The sequence below is a fragment of the Scardovia wiggsiae genome, from assembly GCF_051045985.1.
GTDB classification, from domain to species: domain Bacteria; phylum Actinomycetota; class Actinomycetes; order Actinomycetales; family Bifidobacteriaceae; genus Scardovia; species Scardovia wiggsiae.
In genome coordinates this window covers 154,457-170,189 of the sequence record NZ_CP157350.1, presented here as the reverse complement: position 1 = coordinate 170,189, position 15,733 = coordinate 154,457, and the positions used below count along the sequence as shown (strand labels likewise).

At 51.9% G+C, this 15,733-nt stretch carries 13 protein-coding genes and 1 tRNA gene; 4 read left to right on the top strand and 10 right to left on the bottom strand.

Going from position 1 to position 15,733, the window contains the following annotated elements:
* Window position 1: 1 nt before the first annotated feature.
* From atpA to atpB, 5 genes are all read right to left on the bottom strand, one after another.
* Window positions 2–1,717 carry a F0F1 ATP synthase subunit alpha gene (atpA, locus tag ABKA16_RS00625; RefSeq protein WP_380999706.1) on the bottom strand — a complete coding sequence of 572 codons (1,716 nt, stop codon included), beginning with the start codon at window positions 1,715–1,717 and terminating at the stop codon, window positions 2–4.
* A gap of 15 nt (window positions 1,718–1,732) precedes the next feature.
* Entirely contained in the window at window positions 1,733–2,548 is an 816-nt protein-coding gene (locus tag ABKA16_RS00620; protein WP_380999708.1) for a F0F1 ATP synthase subunit delta, read from the bottom strand.
* Between the two features lie 72 nt (window positions 2,549–2,620).
* Window positions 2,621–3,157 (bottom strand): F0F1 ATP synthase subunit B, encoded by a 537-nt coding sequence (locus ABKA16_RS00615; protein WP_434156721.1) that lies wholly within the window; start codon window positions 3,155–3,157, stop codon window positions 2,621–2,623.
* 84 nt (window positions 3,158–3,241) lie between these two features.
* Entirely contained in the window at window positions 3,242–3,472 is a 231-nt protein-coding gene (gene atpE, locus ABKA16_RS00610; protein ID WP_007147735.1) for an ATP synthase F0 subunit C, read from the bottom strand.
* A 283-nt stretch (window positions 3,473–3,755) separates the two neighbouring features.
* The gene (gene atpB / locus ABKA16_RS00605) at window positions 3,756–4,595 is read right to left on the bottom strand and encodes a F0F1 ATP synthase subunit A (RefSeq protein ID WP_380999711.1); all 840 of its coding nucleotides are present in this window, start codon (window positions 4,593–4,595) and stop codon (window positions 3,756–3,758) included.
* A 340-nt stretch (window positions 4,596–4,935) separates the two neighbouring features.
* Between atpB and ABKA16_RS00600 the strand changes: the two genes are divergently transcribed.
* Together ABKA16_RS00600 and ABKA16_RS00595 are read left to right on the top strand one after the other, a co-directional pair.
* Window positions 4,936–5,012 (top strand) — tRNA-Met (locus tag ABKA16_RS00600).
* Between the two features lie 514 nt (window positions 5,013–5,526).
* On the top strand, window positions 5,527–6,237 hold the full coding sequence (locus ABKA16_RS00595) for a hypothetical protein (RefSeq protein WP_380999712.1): 711 nt from the start codon (window positions 5,527–5,529) through the stop codon (window positions 6,235–6,237).
* A gap of 151 nt (window positions 6,238–6,388) precedes the next feature.
* Here the strand turns inward: ABKA16_RS00595 and ABKA16_RS00590 are convergent, their stop codons facing one another.
* The 5 genes from ABKA16_RS00590 to ABKA16_RS00570 all read right to left on the bottom strand — a co-directional run bounded on the left by ABKA16_RS00590 (window position 6,389) and on the right by ABKA16_RS00570 (window position 12,727).
* Window positions 6,389–6,751 (bottom strand): hypothetical protein, encoded by a 363-nt coding sequence (locus ABKA16_RS00590; RefSeq protein ID WP_380999714.1) that lies wholly within the window; start codon window positions 6,749–6,751, stop codon window positions 6,389–6,391.
* A 99-nt stretch (window positions 6,752–6,850) separates the two neighbouring features.
* A complete protein-coding gene (locus ABKA16_RS00585) occupies window positions 6,851–7,396 on the bottom strand; it encodes a hypothetical protein (RefSeq protein WP_380999716.1) in 546 nt (181 codons plus the stop codon).
* A 145-nt stretch (window positions 7,397–7,541) separates the two neighbouring features.
* A complete protein-coding gene (locus ABKA16_RS00580) occupies window positions 7,542–8,501 on the bottom strand; it encodes a glycosyltransferase family 8 protein (protein ID WP_380999718.1) in 960 nt (319 codons plus the stop codon).
* Between the two features lie 448 nt (window positions 8,502–8,949).
* Complete coding sequence (locus ABKA16_RS00575) at window positions 8,950–10,413, bottom strand: Ig-like domain-containing protein (protein WP_380999720.1); 1,464 nt, start codon at window positions 10,411–10,413, stop codon at window positions 8,950–8,952.
* Between the two features lie 475 nt (window positions 10,414–10,888).
* A complete protein-coding gene (locus ABKA16_RS00570) occupies window positions 10,889–12,727 on the bottom strand; it encodes a Cna B-type domain-containing protein (protein ID WP_380999722.1) in 1,839 nt (612 codons plus the stop codon).
* Between the two features lie 368 nt (window positions 12,728–13,095).
* Here ABKA16_RS00570 and ABKA16_RS00565 point away from each other — a divergent pair, with 368 nt between their 5' ends.
* Window positions 13,096–14,052, top strand: coding sequence for an ATP-binding cassette domain-containing protein (locus ABKA16_RS00565; RefSeq protein WP_380999724.1), 957 nt, complete (start codon window positions 13,096–13,098; stop codon window positions 14,050–14,052).
* 10 nt (window positions 14,053–14,062) lie between these two features.
* Window positions 14,063–15,724: a hypothetical protein gene (locus tag ABKA16_RS00560; RefSeq protein WP_380999725.1), complete on the top strand. Its 1,662-nt coding sequence runs from the start codon at window positions 14,063–14,065 to the stop codon at window positions 15,722–15,724.
* Window positions 15,725–15,733: the final 9 nt, after the last annotated feature.

The window sequence follows — 15,733 nt, the reverse complement described above, 5'->3', positions numbered from 1 at the left end:
CTTATTCAGCTTTCCTGCCGGGCTTGCCTTCCCTGCCTCTGCGCCGTGAATTACGGCTATCGCCGCCATCAGCAGAGTCAGTCCTGTCGGAAGTACGGCGGGCAGAAATCACTTCCTGCTCGACTTCGGTCGGCTCAGCAGCCGCAGTTTTCATATTGACCAGCGGTGTTCCGTCACGCCTGACATAAGTCTTGCGGAAAGCCTCAACCGCATCATCAAGCTTCTTTTCTGTCTCATCAGTAAAGTCGCCAGTCTCGCGGATAACTTTCAGGATATCGGTATTGTGGTCAACATAATCAAGCAGCCCGCGTTCAAACGGGAGGACATCAGAAAGGTCAAGGTCATCAAGCTTCCCATGTGTGCCGGTCCAGATGGAGACTACTTCCTGCTCGGAGGAGAACGGCGAGAACTGAGGCTGCTTCAGCAGCTCCATAAGCCGGGCGCCTCGTGTCAGCTGGGCTTTCGAAGCAGCATCCAGGTCAGACGCAAACATTGCGAATGATTCCAGCGAACGGTACTGCGCAAGCGATATCTTCAGGGTACCGGAGACTTTCTTCAAAGCTTTGGTCTGCGCCGCGCCGCCTACACGCGAGACAGAAATGCCTACATCCACTGCAGGGCGCTGGTTAGCGTTGAACAGATCAGACTGGAGGAATATCTGCCCATCCGTAATGGAAATAACGTTCGTCGGGATATAGGCAGATACATCATTAGCCTTGGTCTCTATGATTGGAAGCCCTGTCATGGAGCCGCCGCCCAGATCGTCAGACAGCCGCGCGCAGCGTTCCAGAAGGCGCGAATGCAGGTAGAACACATCGCCGGGGTATGCTTCACGCCCCGGCGGACGGCGCAGGAGCAGGGAGATCGAACGGTATGCTTCAGCCTGCTTGCTCAGGTCATCGAATACGATAAGCACGTGTTTGCCGTTATACATCCAGTGCTGGCCGATAGCCGAGCCGGTATATGGCGCAATGTATTTGAAGCCTGCCGAATCAGAAGCGGGGGAAGCCACGATAGTCGTATATTCCATGGCGCCGGCATCTTCCAGCGAAGCACGCACAGCAGCGATCGTAGAGCCTTTCTGGCCGATAGCCACATAAATGCAGCGCACCTGTTTCGACGGGTCGCCTGACTCCCAGTTCTTCTTCTGGTTGATGATGGTATCGATCGCTATAGCAGTCTTGCCGGTCTGGCGGTCCCCGATAATGAGCTGGCGCTGGCCGCGCCCTACAGGCGTCATGGCATCAATAGCCTTGATGCCCGTTTCCATAGGCTGGTCAACAGGGTGGCGGTGCATTACATCAGGCGCCTGCGCTTCAAGGATCCTGCGGCCTTCGGATTTGATTTCGCCAAGCCCGTCGATAGGATGCCCGAGCGGATCAACAACGCGGCCAAGGTACCCGTCGCCAACAGGGACGGAAAGCACTTCCCCTGTCCTGCGCACCTCCTGGCCTTCCTCAATACCTGCAAATTCGCCCAGGATCACTACGCCGATCTCGCGTGCGTCAAGGTTGAATGCCAGACCGAGAGTGCCGTCTTCAAAAGTGAGAAGCTCATTTGCCATACATCCCGGCAAGCCTTCTACCTGGGCAATACCATCGCCGGCAGTTTTGACATAGCCGACCTCCTGGGTTGGAGCTGCCGAAGGCGTGTATGATTCGACAAAATCGTCAAGCGCCTGGCGTATCGCAGCGGGATCGATGGTTAATTCTGCCATTGATCACTCCTTTTCTTACAGCACCTGCTGCAAATGATGCAGCTGTGCCACAACTGTTGTATCTGTCACTTCTGCCCCAACTTGGATGCGCAGGCCGCCGATAACGGTTTCGTCTACTACCGAATTGATATGGACAGGGTGATCAAGTTTGAGTGTATAGAGGTTCGTAATACGTTCTGTCTGTTCTGCGGACAGCGGCACTGCGGAGGTCACTGTAACGACTTCTTCGCCGCTGTGCTCGGATATCTTGTTGATCAGCCAGGACAGGGTTGACAGGAAACGGCGGTTCCTCAGGTCGCGGGTGGAGTGCTCAGCGAGTTTCATGGTGATCGGGTCAAGGCTGTTTCCGCGCAGGAGTGTCCGAAGGCATTCCACACGTTTCCCCGCAGATGTATAGGTATCAGACAGGTAGGAACGGACGGCTGTAAGGTTCAGCACAGCCGAATGGATCTTCGCCAGTTCCATCGCAACTGTGCTTGTTTTGCCTTCCGCATCGGCCTGGTACAGGATAGCGTCAATCGCCAGGTCCTCAACACCGTTGGAGATGTCGTAAACACGGCTCCACTGGCATGCTACAAGCGCATCCAGGATCTCCAGCGTTACCGGCTGCATTTTGCCGGCCACAATCGCCCGCAGAAGCTTCTGCTTATCAGAAGCGGGACGGGACGGATCGGTCAGCGCACGCTCAAGCTTGCCGTTCGCGTCAAGCACCGAAGAGAAACCGAAAAGCTCGTCAGAAACCTTCCCGGCACTGGCCCCTGCAGCTTTGAGCACCGGTGCAAACCGTTCCCGCACCTCATGGTCAGCTGCTAATGACATTTCTCCGTGCATGCGTCACCTCCTTGCCTTTATCCGCAATACTCACTTGCGCTTCCTTGAGTCCAATCCTGTGCCTGATCCGTCTTACCCAGCGTGATCTGCCTTATCTGTTTTTTCCATTGAAGAGATCATGCTGTCGATCATGGAATCCTGCACATCACCCTTCTGCAGCTTAGTGTCAAGTATCTTTCCGGCGAGAGCCGTAGCAATAGCGCCGACCTCGCTTTTCAGGCTGACCAGCGCCTGCTGCTGCTGGGATTCAATAGATTTCTGAGCATTATCAGCTATCTGCTGTGCCTCAGATTCAGCACGCGAACGCGCATCGGCAATGATATTCGTTGCCTCAGCGCGCGCATTATCGCGGATCTTGGAAGCTTCTACCCTGGCGTTCTTCAACTGGCCTTCATATTTTTCCTTAGCTGCCTGGGCGTCTTTATTCGCCTGTTCAGCCTTGGCAATATTGCCTTCGATCCTGGATGCACGCTCGTCAAAGATTTTCTTGAACCGCGGCATGAAAAATATGAAGAAGAAAACACCAAGGATAATGAGGACTACAAGTGACCAAAACATGTCATACGTTTTCGGCAGGAATAGTTCGATGCCGTCAGCAGCCATAGTAATCACTGTTTACCTCCTTTACCTTTACTGTAGATCTTCGTTCCTATGCTTGCTATTGCCTGTTCCCCGTGGTTGGGGGAACGAGGGCTACCTGGCCATCATGAAGGCCACGAACCCCAGCAGGCCAAGGACTTCGACCACAGCGAAGCCGATGAAAACAAGCATATTGATCTTGCCGCTGGCCTCAGGCTGGCGGGCGATGGATTCCATAGCCTTGCCGAAAATCATACCCAGACCGATACTCGGGCCAAGTACTGCCATACCATAGCCGAATACGCTGAAGTTACCGGCAATTGCTGCGAGTGTCACGAGATTCATTTTTTCCTCCTTATTGCGACTGTCGCTTTAAGTTTCCAATCGGATACCCTGTGAGTCCGCTGCTATGGCCAGCAGCTTTCCTGCGGGTATTCCGATCTTAAGTTTCCTTAAGTCTGCTGTTTCTGCTTTCTGCTGTTATCTGTACTTGTTTACTTATTTTCTGTTTTCTGCTGCGCGATTTCTCGCTGTTCCCTATTTTAGTACCCGTTTAGTACCTGGGCACCTTCCGGGTACCGTATCCCTGACAGTACCGCCGGTATCGTACCAACCGCGCCCATCAGGATCACTCAGTTTCCGGGAAGCTTGAATTGATATACACCGTGGTAAGTATCGCAAAGACGAATGCCTGCAGCAGCGCCACGAATATTTCAAACGCTGTCAGAGCGAATCCGCCGAGGAACCATGCCGCGCCGACGAGTTTGATTGGGCCTGCTGACGTTACCAGATAGAACTGTGTAAGCGCAAAACATATAGCCACAACCAGATGCCCGGAAACCATATTGGCGAAAAGCCGCAGGGTCAGGGACAACGGACGGAACACCAGGAGTTCAAGCAGCTGGATCGGCGCAAGGATGATGTATACCGGCCAAGGTACGCCCGGGGGGAACATCTCATTGCGCAGGAACTTAAGTATCCCCTGCTCCTTATGGGCCGTCCAGAAATAGTTGACAAGAGTAGCGATCGAGAACATCAGCGGCATAGCTATTGTTGCCGTGGCTGCAATATTAGCCCCCGGTATGACCCCGCACAGATTGAAGCATGCGATAGTAAGGAAGAGCGATGCTACAAACGGCGTATACTGTTTGCCGCGCAGCTCGCCCATCACCTGATATGTGATATTGTTCTGTACGAATTCAAGGACCCCTTCAACTGCCGACTGCCACCTACCGGGGATGAGCTTTGCCCTGGCAGCCGTTATGCCAAGCACGATCACGATAAGCGCGGTCATCATAAGGCGGACCATGATGATCCGGTTCATGGCAAAAATAGTGCCGGGGAAAAGGTTAACTTCAGGAAGGAAATCTTCCAGGCCCGGTATTTCAGGCTGAGCAGCAGCTAAAGTGACGGATGACTGGGCCGCCGCATAAGTGCCGAAGATCCCTATCCCCAGAGAACCAGCCATATATCGCCTCCTTATTGCAAACTTGACTAACTATAGCCCAAAATCCCTAAAAAGGTAATTCAGGTGTTTGCCCAGCGTTTCGCACGCAGGTGCAGAACTGCCGATGCGGAGGCAAAGACGCAGCGTATCAGTACAAGGTGCACACAGCACAGCATTTTCGCTGAGTTTTGTACCAGGCTGCCGTCAGATGCGATGCAGGGCATGCTGCAGAAGGTATTCCGCGCTTTTAATGCTTATTATAGCTCGCACCTTGGCCGAATGCAGCCCCGCAGACACGACACGCGGCTTGACAAATCCCCATATCCCACTAAGGTGGTAGAAGCTGTTTTAAAACAGCCGACGCGGGGTGGAGCAGCTCGGTAGCTCGCTGGGCTCATAACCCAGAGGTCCAAGGTTCAAATCCTTGCCCCGCTACCAGTGCCGCTGCATCCACACGGAAAAACGCAGCGGCCTTTTCTATATCAATCTATACCACCCATCCGTTTATACCATTCAATATCCAGCACCGGCTGTATCTTGCCCGTCGTCTTCCTGGCATAGCTGGTCTTTGCGTATCGCCCGCTATCCAACGGTACAAACTATTAGTCTCTTCATAATCACAGCCGGTGCGGCAGGTCTTCCTGTTAACCGAATACGGCAAAACAGAATTCATGGATCCCATTCCGGCAAGGTACAGGACATATCAGCGAAGTCCTTCAGCAGCCTGTTTCAGATCTGAATAAATGCCTGGAAATCAGATTGCCGGAAAGGCCATAAACGGAGTAATCTCCCGGCAGAATCACACTCATGTAGTACACTTGCAGGCAGACGGGCCCCACTGTATGCAGCACAACATCTGCACGTGTCCGCAAAACCATAATGCCGATATCAGCTTTTGATATTGCGTTGAAAACAGGAATAGAAACAGAACTGACTAAGAGGAAGGCGTCATATGACTGACAGCTCACAGCAGAACACACCTATACAGCCTGAACAGCAGGCCGGGCAGCAGTACAACGGAGACAACGGCCAATTCCAGCCCGCATATGCTGTGCCGCATCCGGAGCAGGGCTCTCCTTCCCCCGCGCAGCCTTATGTAAACCAGCCTTCCCCAAGCCAGCCCTACCCTAATCAGCCATATTCCGGCCAGCAATCCCAGCCCGCTCAGGCGCAGCCTTATGTTGCCCAGCCGGCAGGCCCTTATTCCGGTGCGGCAGCCGGCCCCGCGGGAGCAGATATGGTCTACTGGGAGGCAAAAGGGTATTATTATGCCAACAATAAATTCCCCGCATCGCCGGCAGCATTCGCCGTTATCGGCTCCACCCTCCTGGTCACCAGGGCAAACTATTTCCTTATCGCTATGGGCCAGACGTTCGGCCTTCTCGGCGCTTTATTTCATCATGCCGCAGCGGGAGCTGTAAAAACTGCTGCGGATCCGGAGAAAATTATCCTCTCCGCTCCGGCCCAGAATATCCGTAGCATTACCGTGCAGTCAAGCTTCACCAAGTCACCCGGCCTGCTGGTCACTCTGACGGATGGCTTCACTTTCCATATTGGCTCGAATTACCTGCTTTTCGGCGGCGCAAAAAGGGCACTTGCGGCCGTCCGCGGCCCGCTCAGCGCAGCCAATCCTAACATCATTTTCAGTGATGGGAAGAATTAAACATAGATTAAGCACAGACACCCTATTAAAAGGGAATAGCGAGAATTACAGAGGCTGTACTGGATATCCGATATATGTTCCTGGTATAGCCTCTGCGCTCTGTCGGCTAGTATATGTGCTCTGCCGGCTAATATAAATATAGCAGGATACGTTACCGCTTAAAATCATTGCCTGCCTGATGTGAATATTGCTGATAATCACCATCGCCCTGCGCGCCGGCATCCGCATCTTGCCCGTCTATATCCGGCATATCCGGCAGACCCTCCGCAGAATCGCTGCCTTCAAAAAACTGAGCCGCCGTCCTGCCGGATCCATCTGTTGTTTCGGTCCGCGTCCAGCTGGATGTGTGCCCGTCCGCATCAACGGAATAATGTGTCGTAGTAGTACGGCTGACCGTCCCGTCGCCGCAGGGGATTCCATAACTTCCGTCTGTACCGGCATCTGTAGTATCCGTATGGAACACATCCTCATCATCGTCCTCATCGTCAGCACTGCTGCCGGCATCATCGCCCATACTTGCGGGATCCCCATACTCATATCTGTTTTTCCTGAAAAATGCGATCCACAGAAGGATAGCGATAATAACTACCCCTGTAAGCAGGAAGGAAAAGTCCTAGGAGCGCCTGATACCCCCTATAATCAGCCCGGCTCTTCCATACCTTACAGACAGAAAACGGGACAGCGCATAAACCATACCGCCCGCAATAATAACTGCGCCCGCCAGTGCCACCCAGCTCTGGACTATGCGCTTGCCCGGCCTGGTATACGGCTCATTCTGCCGGCGCAGGAGGATGTGCTTAGTGAGTTCCGAGTTGAACTGGCAGGCCCCCTCAAAAAGGCACAGTAAAACAACGAAAAATATAAACATCCCTCCTTCCATGTTTTTGACTGAATCATACAGTGCCTTCATGGGGAAGAAGCCGAGAAGGCAAAGGACGGCGGGAAAAGCAGTGCAGTATCTGCGTATACGGATAAGGGAATCAAGGTCCTCCTGCCGGTCCGACACTATTGCTGCAATCTTCTGCGGGATCCAGCCGAAAAAGGCTATCAGGGCCATGATCACTGCTATCCAGAAGAAATTAAGCCCTCCACCAAATACACGGTGAAAAAGGGAAGAAAGTCCGCTCCCCTGGCCTGCTGAGGCAATACTGAAACTCATATCATATTCCCTTCTTTCGTGTGCTGCCGGTAAAATCCGAAGCCGACGCCCGCAATCTGCCTGCAGCCTGCCCGTATCGCCGCGGAGCACCACCGTACAGCAAGAGCAGCACACCCAGCAGGGCAGTGCCAGCCGCGGCCTGTACTTACAGCGTTATTTTAACACCGCGGTCAGCCAGCTTTTTGAAATTCACATCGTTACCGGGGATAGATACTACCTGCCCGATAAGCCGCGCTTTCTTCTGTTCATCCGAGCTGACTTCATCCGGGGTGAAGCTTTCGAGGATAGAGAGCAACTCAGGATAGTATACTGAATCTTCCGCATATTTCCAGAAATAATCTGCGTTCGCAGCATGGCGGTAATGCCATGGCTTATGGAACAGGTTGTAATGGATGATCTTCGGATGGTCTGACCCCGCAGTGCCATCGGTCATCATAGTATTCCATTCGCGTGCAAGCAGAAGGATCCTGCCCCGGCAGATCACGTTGAGGTAATCCTGATCTACCGCAGCACATTCTACGTGGTATTTTCTGAGCAGCGTTACAAAATGTTCGGTAAAATGCTCTTCCCGCATCGCCTTAAGGTTCATCAGGAGCATCCCTGAATTAATATAATCCCTGACCGGCATTCCAAGCGCATTTTCAACATAATCTGTTGTTTCTTTATTTGCCGACATGAATACATCATGCACGCCTGCCACCAGGTTATCCCCCAGATCATATGAATACAGTTCCGCCACATCAGTATTTATTACAGTATCAGAGTCAAGATAAATGGCTTTATCGATATCGGGAAACATCTCCGGGATAAACAGGCGGAAATAGATAGTCATCGTTATGTAGTCCGCGCGGAGCATGTTCTTGTCATCGCTTACAGAGTCAATATAATCAGCATCCATAGGGTACAGTTCAATACTCACGTTGCCGGTAGCCATATTGGTGAGGTTGGTTTTCGATTCTTCACTCAGGCCTTTGCCGACAATAATAATGCGATACTGTGTATTGCCTGAAGTATCTGTATGACTGATAAGCGAAGTTAAGGCCACTGACAGGAATGGGACGTAGCCTTCGTCGGCAGTGAAAAATACCGGGACTGTTTTTTGCATAGAAGTACCTCATACGTTGAATTATCGTCCTGCGAGGAGGCGCCAGGCCTCCTTCTCCAGGCATTACCAACACACCAGCATAGAGCACGCCGCCAACAAAACAGGAGACAGCAGGGCGGGAGAAAAGGCCGGCCCAGGCATTAACACTGCCGGCGGTAAAACACGCAGATATAAAAATAAGAATGGCGAAAACTAGCAAGGCCGATTTTTGTATCTGCGTGTTTTACCACCAGGAATACGTGATTGATACACCTCTATATGGCCCTGCAACCTACACAGTGCTCCAAAACCAGGGTACACCCTTCCCTGACAGGCTTATAAAATAGCTGGATACAGGCCCCTGCACGGCCCCGTATCCAGCTGCCAGTCCCTCTTCTATTCCAGTCAGAAGAATGTATGCTGCTATATGCAGCTGCGCTTCATTCCCCTGATGCTGTTATTACTCTTATTAATTCCTGAGGCCAGTAATGCCACTGCGGGGCCGCATGCGAACTGCCCCTATCAGGACCAGACCAGCCAGAAGAAGCACTGCGCCGCCTGCCGCAACAGACCATACACCAGTACCGGTATGGGCAAGATGCTTCTTCGGATCAGACACAGGCTTTATCGGCAATGATGGATCCGGAGCTGGAGCAGGGGCAGGCGGTTGTGGGGCGGGAGCCGGAGTTGGAGGAATTACTGGAGGATGCGGATTTTCGTCGGTTTTTCTATTAATGACTGTCTTAACAACAGTTTTTGATGCGCCATTAAGCTCATCAGCAGTTACCTTAACAGGGGTCCTATCCAGCTGATACCCGGCCGGAGCTGCAGTCTCCGTAATCGAATAGTTGTCGCGCAAAAGCTTAGGCACCAAGGCGCTCCCGGAAGCATCAGTAGTTACCGTAGCAACAACCTCACCGGAGCTGTCCCGGGTAACTGCAAATACAGCACCGGCAAGCGGCTGCCCACTCTCATCAACTTTCCTGATCTGGATAGAATGCTGGTATCCATTAGCTTCACCGGACGCAAACTGCCAGACGAACCGGCTGGTTTCGGTAGTGCCCATCTCCTTGCCATCAGCTTCAGCCCGCGCCTGATTCACGAAAAGCTCACTGTTAAGCGGCTTATGGTTGAGCTTCACCGTATACGTGAGCATGGCGCCAAAACCATTAAGATCGCCCACTGTGGCTGTGAATGATTTCCGGTCGGCGGATACGCTGATCACCGAATCTGCCGTCATATCCGAGTTATTAGTCTGTATCCAGCTGCCGTTCTCATCCTGGACAAATTTAGTTCTCGTCACACTGAAACTGGATGGGTCGATCTCCATACCGAAAGAAGATACTTTATCTGTTACCGATACGTTCTTAAGGTTATCTCCACGCGCATTCAGACGAATATAGTAAGTAATCTCATTCCTGGAAGAGTCATACACCCTTCCCCACTTAGCAAATTGTTCATCGGAACTGTCAGCAGTGAAACCTTTGAAATGAATGGTCCCTTTATTGATGGAGGTTCCCCCGATATCTACTGTAGCAGGGATAGTCTTCTCCTGCTTGATTACCCCGGTATCCACTTCAAACGGTATAGCGATTTTCCCTGTAATATCTGCATGATCGTCAACATAATCCGTATAGGTAAAGATCAGTTTCTTTGATGTTGGGTCGATTGCTGCTTTTGCAACCACAGCACCATTGGCAGCTATGATATCGAATGCCCTCGGCTGAAGGAATTTCAGCTCGTTCGGCAGTGTAACAGTACTCGTATCCCCTGAACGCGCATTATTCGGTATCTTAAAATCCACATTGATCTGATACTTACCGTGAGTATCCATATCCGTTATCGTTCTACCTGTAGCCGTATTGATGAACTCAATACGTGTAGCTATATTATCAGACAGCTCAGCTGCTAATGCTGATGGCTGCAGAGCCATAGAGGCTATCATGAAGATAGATACGGCAGCTACCAAGAACAGGGCAAATCTGCGCAGAAGGTGCCCCCCCTGCCTTTCTTGTCTTCTTGACCCCATATTCAGTTATCCTTACTTTGATTCTATTGTTCCTATTAAGTTATGCGATTAACGCTGATTATTGCGGCAGCGGATAGCATGCTTCATTTTCTTCAAAATTCCTGCTCTGAAAGGTTTCAGGTGAAAGCCCTCAGATTTATCCCAATCGTTGACACAATAATACTCTTAGTATATATTTACCATACAACAATTTCGGCATATAAACCGTAGGAATATGTATACTGCTGTGAGAGCCTGCATACCGTACAGACCCTTCAGCAGGGGAAGCCTTCAGGTGTCGCAAGCTGCGAAGACAGCCACTATAATGTTTTGAGCCCAGCTTTCACTTCAGCTGGGCTCAAAAATAGTTACAGGGAGGTACTGCTGATCCTACATACCGCTATTCTGCGTATGCTCCCTGCTCACCCTTGCGGCGTAATGCAAGTACGATCCCCGCAAGTAGAAGCGCAAAACCTCCCGCGGCATACACCATAATGCCTGCACCGGTCTGAGCCAGATGCTTACGGGGCTTTGGCGCCGGTTTCTTCGGTTCGGCCGGCTTCTCCGGTACGTTCGGAGTTGGAGGTGTTACCGGAGGCGTGGGCGGATTAGGTGTAGGGGTCGGAGGATTCGGGGTCGGTGTTGGCGGGGTCACCGGTTTATACGTATTCGTAATGTTATATCCGTCGACCTTAGCCGTATATCCTTCAACAGCTTCCTCAGTAACAGTGTAGACGATTTTTCTGCCATCTTTGGATTCAGGCAGCTGCGGGAAAGTATACTTCCAGCCAGTTGCAGCTGTTACGGTCAGGCTTTCGATCTTCACACCATCAGCCAGAAGGTTCACAGTAATAGATGCAGGGCGCTTGTTGTCAGCATTATTATTGTCATCCCAGGTCTTCGTGCCTGAAATGGTGATTTCACCTTTTTTGTTATTGACTATAGTCTTGGTAACGCTCTTTGACCCGTTCTTCAGCTCATCAGCTGTTACCTTCACAGGCGTAGTATCCAGCGTATATCCGTCAGGTGCCGTAACTTCAGTGATCGTATAATCGTCGCGAAGTATCCTGCTCACAGAGGCACTGCCGGAAGCATCAGTAGTAACAGTCGCTACTTCAGAACCGGACCTGTCGCGGACGATCTTGAAAACAGCACCGGCAAGCGGCGCACCGGTTGGATCGGTCTTCTTGATACTTATAGAATACTCATATCCGTTAGCTTCGCCCGAGCCGGACTGCCATATGGTATTCGCTATTTCTTCACTGCCGATCCTTTTACCGTCAGCTGTACCGTTAGCCTTGTTTGTAAATATTTCGCCATTAACAGGTTTGAAGTTGAGCTTAACAGTATACGTTATTATTGCCCCGACACCATCAAGATCGCCAATCGCAGCCGTGAATGACTTGCCGTCCGGCGCTACGGTAATCGTAGAACTGGATGTGATATCAGTGATAGGGGCTTTGGACAGCCAGTTATGGTAGTCGTCCAGATACTGCTTAGCCCTGACGACTTTGAAACTTCCCGGGACAATACTCATACCGTCCGAAGCGACCTTATCCGTCGCAACAACATTCTTCAGGCTGTCTCCCCGGGCATTGACACGGATCGTATACGTGACCTCATTCTTGCTCGGATCCGTCACCTTGCCCCATTTGGTAAAGATTTCATCATCCTTATCGCCAACAGGCCCCGGATACTTAACCGTACCTTTTTTAACGGTTTCTTTGCCGACCTGGATATTGACAGGGATATCCTTCGACGTTGTCGCTTTAGTTACATCAATAGCAAACGGGACAGTGAGCTTACCTGATATATCAGAATGGCTCTTAACGTAATCAGTGTACGTCAGGATCATTTTCTTTGCTGACCGGTCAATAGTCGCTTTAGCAACCACATTCCCCTGGCTGTCTTTCACATCAAATGACGATGTTTCCTGCGTATACTTGAATTCATCAGGCAGAGTGATGGTACTCGTATCGCCTGAATTAACGCCATTCGGTACTTTAAAGTCAATATTCAGCTGATACTTGCCGCGGGCCTGGACCTCACTGACTTCATTACCGGTCGCCGGATCAGTAAGCGTAATATTCGTAGCAATGTTATCCGGCACTTCAGCAGCCGAAGCTGCAGACAACGGAAGTAATGAGAGCATCACAGCAAGGGCAATGATGACCCCTCCCACAGTAATAAGCCTCTGCGTAAGTTTGCCGGACAGCAGTCCTTTCTCAATGAATCTCATCCGTCAGTTTCCTTACTCTATAAATTATCTTATTTTCAATTTTCCTTGCAAACATCTGCCTTATATGTGAATTCTGTGCACTATAGGAGGCAGGCCTGCAGAATTTCAGGATATCGAGAGGCGGTTCGCCCGTACACTATGTATACGTCCGGAAACCTTTCCCGCTGTCCAAAACTCTGTTCCAACAATTATGCCCCTCCCCGTGGACTTTTATCACACTGCTAAGAGTATTCATGTATTCTGCCAAGTTTTTACAAAGGCTTGCCATTACAGCTGTTCCCGCTTGCCTCTGTCTGTGCGGCATAATAGAATGGTTCTATCTATAAATTCACAGGACAGTTCTGTTCTTATACGAATTGAGGTACGCTATGGCGCAACCTATCCAGCCGCAGCCTCAGATACCGGGACAGGCACAGGGAGCAGCCTCCCCCTACGATCTAGAAGCCGCTATGTCCATACGGGGGCTGCTGAAAATATTCGATAAAAAAGTTGCTGTCAACAATATTGATCTTGATATCCCTACCGGTTCCTTCTACGCTTTAGTAGGGCCGAACGGCGCCGGCAAGACAACGACGCTGAGGATGGCAACGGGGCTGCTGAGGCCAACATCCGGCGGCATTGCTATCCACGGTACCGATTTATGGGGGAATCTCAACGACTGCAAGCATATGCTCGGCATAATGCCCGATGCAGACGAGCTTTTCACACGTTTAACAGGCCTGCAGACACTGGTCTATGCAGCTATGCTGCGCGGTGTAGACCGTGCAACAGCCAAGGCACGCGCCAACGACCTGCTCACTGCCATGGACCTCACCGAATCAGCAAACATCCTCGTGCAGGATTACTCAGCAGGCATGACAAAAAAGATTGCTCTGGGTACGGCGCTCATCCACTCACCGAAGATCCTCATCCTTGATGAGCCGTTCGAGGCTGTAGACCCCGTATCTGCAGCGAATATCCGCCAGATACTGCGCGGGTACGCGCAATCGGGCGGGACAGTGATCATTTCTTCGCATGTGATGGCACTCGTTGAACAGCTATGCGACCATGTGGCCATTATCTCCGACGGAAGCATCCTGGCTGCCGGAACCACGGCGGAAGTAAGCGGCGGCATGTCGCTGGAAGACCGCTTCCTCAGCCTTGTTGGCGGGCTGCATGAATCAGATAACCTCGGATGGCTTTCCCAGAACAATCCCGCCGCGACGGCAGCAGCACAGCACCCTCAGGGAGGGCAGCCAATGCAGCCGATACAACCAATACAGCCCACGCTGCCGGCGAAGGATGAACAGCCGCCATACGCCCAGCCGCTGGACCCTCAGGCATAGGAGGCTGCACATGGAATGGCTTATCGTCCGGATGCGGTATGCGATGACCCTTGCCGGCTTCAAAAAAAGCAAATGGCAGGCTGTTGCTTTTATCCTGGGGGCACTCCTCGCTCTAGCCGTTATCGTTATAACTGCTGCAGGTTCGGTTATGGCGGGCCGGCAGCTCCGGCAGCCGCTGCTGTCCCCTGTTGCTTCAATGGTTGCTGTCTCCATTTTTACCGGCATCGGTTTCTGGTGGCTTGTTATGACACTTTTTATCAGCGGCCAGGGAGGGTCCCTTGATGTCAGGAAATTTGCCCGGTACGGGATCCCTGACGGGAAAGTCACACGGGGGATACTCCTGTCCGGGATGATGGGGATCCCCTTCATAACAACACTTATCTGTATGGTCCTTACCAGTTTCCTGTGGAGCAGCGCCGGCATTGGGGTCATGGCCGGGGCAGCAGCCGGAGGCATCCTCAGTGCAGTGACGGTCATTATGGTCTCACGCGCCCTGGCACAGCTCGCAGACACCATAGTCACCACTAAGAAAGGCCGCATGATCCTTAACGGCATTGAAGTGGCCGTGATTATTGCCCTGTGCTATGTCCCTTCCTTCGGAGGCAGCTTTATATCAATGCAGCTTTCGGGAAAGACACCGGAAGATATTATGCAGATTTTTTCCAGCATACCGGCCCCCATCAGCATACTCGGATGGCTGCCGTTCGGGGCAGGGGCAATGATCCCCAATGATATCGCTGCCGGCAATGTAGCCTTATGCGTGCTGCGCATCCTCATAATGGCTGCAGTTATTGCTGTGTGCTACTGGGTATACCGGTTCTGCCTGAAATACCAGGCAATAACTCCCCCAACTGCCGGAGTCTCCCATGCCAGGGGGCTTGGGGCTTTCAACCATACAGCAGACAGCCCCAGCGGTGCTGTTGTCGGGCGCCTTATTACATCATGGATGCGGGATGCGCGGTACCTTTCCCAGCTTATGTCAGTGATGTTTATCATTGTTGCTTACAGCGTTATGAGCATCGCCATGGGCCCTAAAGCAAATCTGACGTCCCTTTTTACCGCCCCGGTAGTCGGGTTTGTTTTCGGTACGGTTGAATTCAATAACCTTGCCTATGACGGCAGGGCCTTCAGCCTGTTTGTCACTTCAGGCGTGCCCGGACGAAACGAGCGCATAGCACGGCTCAGCATCAGCTCTGTGATCGGGGCAGCCCTTATGTTTCTCAGCTTTGCTATTACGCTTATGATCAACCCTCTGAAAAGGTTCACCTTTATCAACCCGGTCTCAGCATATACAGTACTGTTTGGAATATCTGTCTGCCTGCTCCTGACGGGGCTGGGGATGAGCGCAGTCCTCTCCACCTACATTATTGCCCCTGTGCCGTCAGCTGACCAGCCGTTCAAAAGCCCCCAGGGGCGTGGGGGGCTGAGAGCCCTTGTACCGCTGATCTTCATCCTTGTTGAACTGATACCGTGCATACTGCCGGGGGTACTGGGCTTCTTTGCCCTGCGCGACGGCAACCTGCTGTTCGCCTTGGCAAGCGGCATCCTGGCACTTGCTATTGGCGGCGGGATCTTTATGCTGGGGATAGCCCTGGGAGGAAGGTCTATTGACAGGCGTTCACCTGAAATACTGGTCTCCCTGGAGAATGTTGCCGCAGCAGCCGGCAGCTGAGGAAACGCC

Bases quoted from the DNA above. Each gene is read 5' to 3' on its own strand.
- atpA (WP_380999706.1), bottom strand. From the start codon at position 1,717: ATGGCAGAATTAACCATCGATCCCGCTGCGATACGCCAGGCGCTTGAC.
- ABKA16_RS00620 (WP_380999708.1), bottom strand. From the start codon at position 2,548: ATGCACGGAGAAATGTCATTAGCAGCTGACCATGAGGTGCGGGAACGG.
- atpE (WP_007147735.1), bottom strand. From the start codon at position 3,472: ATGAATCTCGTGACACTCGCAGCAATTGCCGGTAACTTCAGCGTATTC.
- atpB (WP_380999711.1), bottom strand. From the start codon at position 4,595: ATGGCTGGTTCTCTGGGGATAGGGATCTTCGGCACTTATGCGGCGGCC.
- ABKA16_RS00595 (WP_380999712.1), top strand. From the start codon at position 5,527: ATGACTGACAGCTCACAGCAGAACACACCTATACAGCCTGAACAGCAG.
- ABKA16_RS00590 (WP_380999714.1), bottom strand. From the start codon at position 6,751: ATGGGCGATGATGCCGGCAGCAGTGCTGACGATGAGGACGATGATGAG.
- ABKA16_RS00585 (WP_380999716.1), bottom strand. From the start codon at position 7,396: ATGAGTTTCAGTATTGCCTCAGCAGGCCAGGGGAGCGGACTTTCTTCC.
- ABKA16_RS00580 (WP_380999718.1), bottom strand. From the start codon at position 8,501: ATGCAAAAAACAGTCCCGGTATTTTTCACTGCCGACGAAGGCTACGTC.
- ABKA16_RS00575 (WP_380999720.1), bottom strand. From the start codon at position 10,413: ATGGCTCTGCAGCCATCAGCATTAGCAGCTGAGCTGTCTGATAATATA.
- ABKA16_RS00570 (WP_380999722.1), bottom strand. From the start codon at position 12,727: ATGAGATTCATTGAGAAAGGACTGCTGTCCGGCAAACTTACGCAGAGG.
- ABKA16_RS00565 (WP_380999724.1), top strand. From the start codon at position 13,096: ATGGCGCAACCTATCCAGCCGCAGCCTCAGATACCGGGACAGGCACAG.
- ABKA16_RS00560 (WP_380999725.1), top strand. From the start codon at position 14,063: ATGGAATGGCTTATCGTCCGGATGCGGTATGCGATGACCCTTGCCGGC.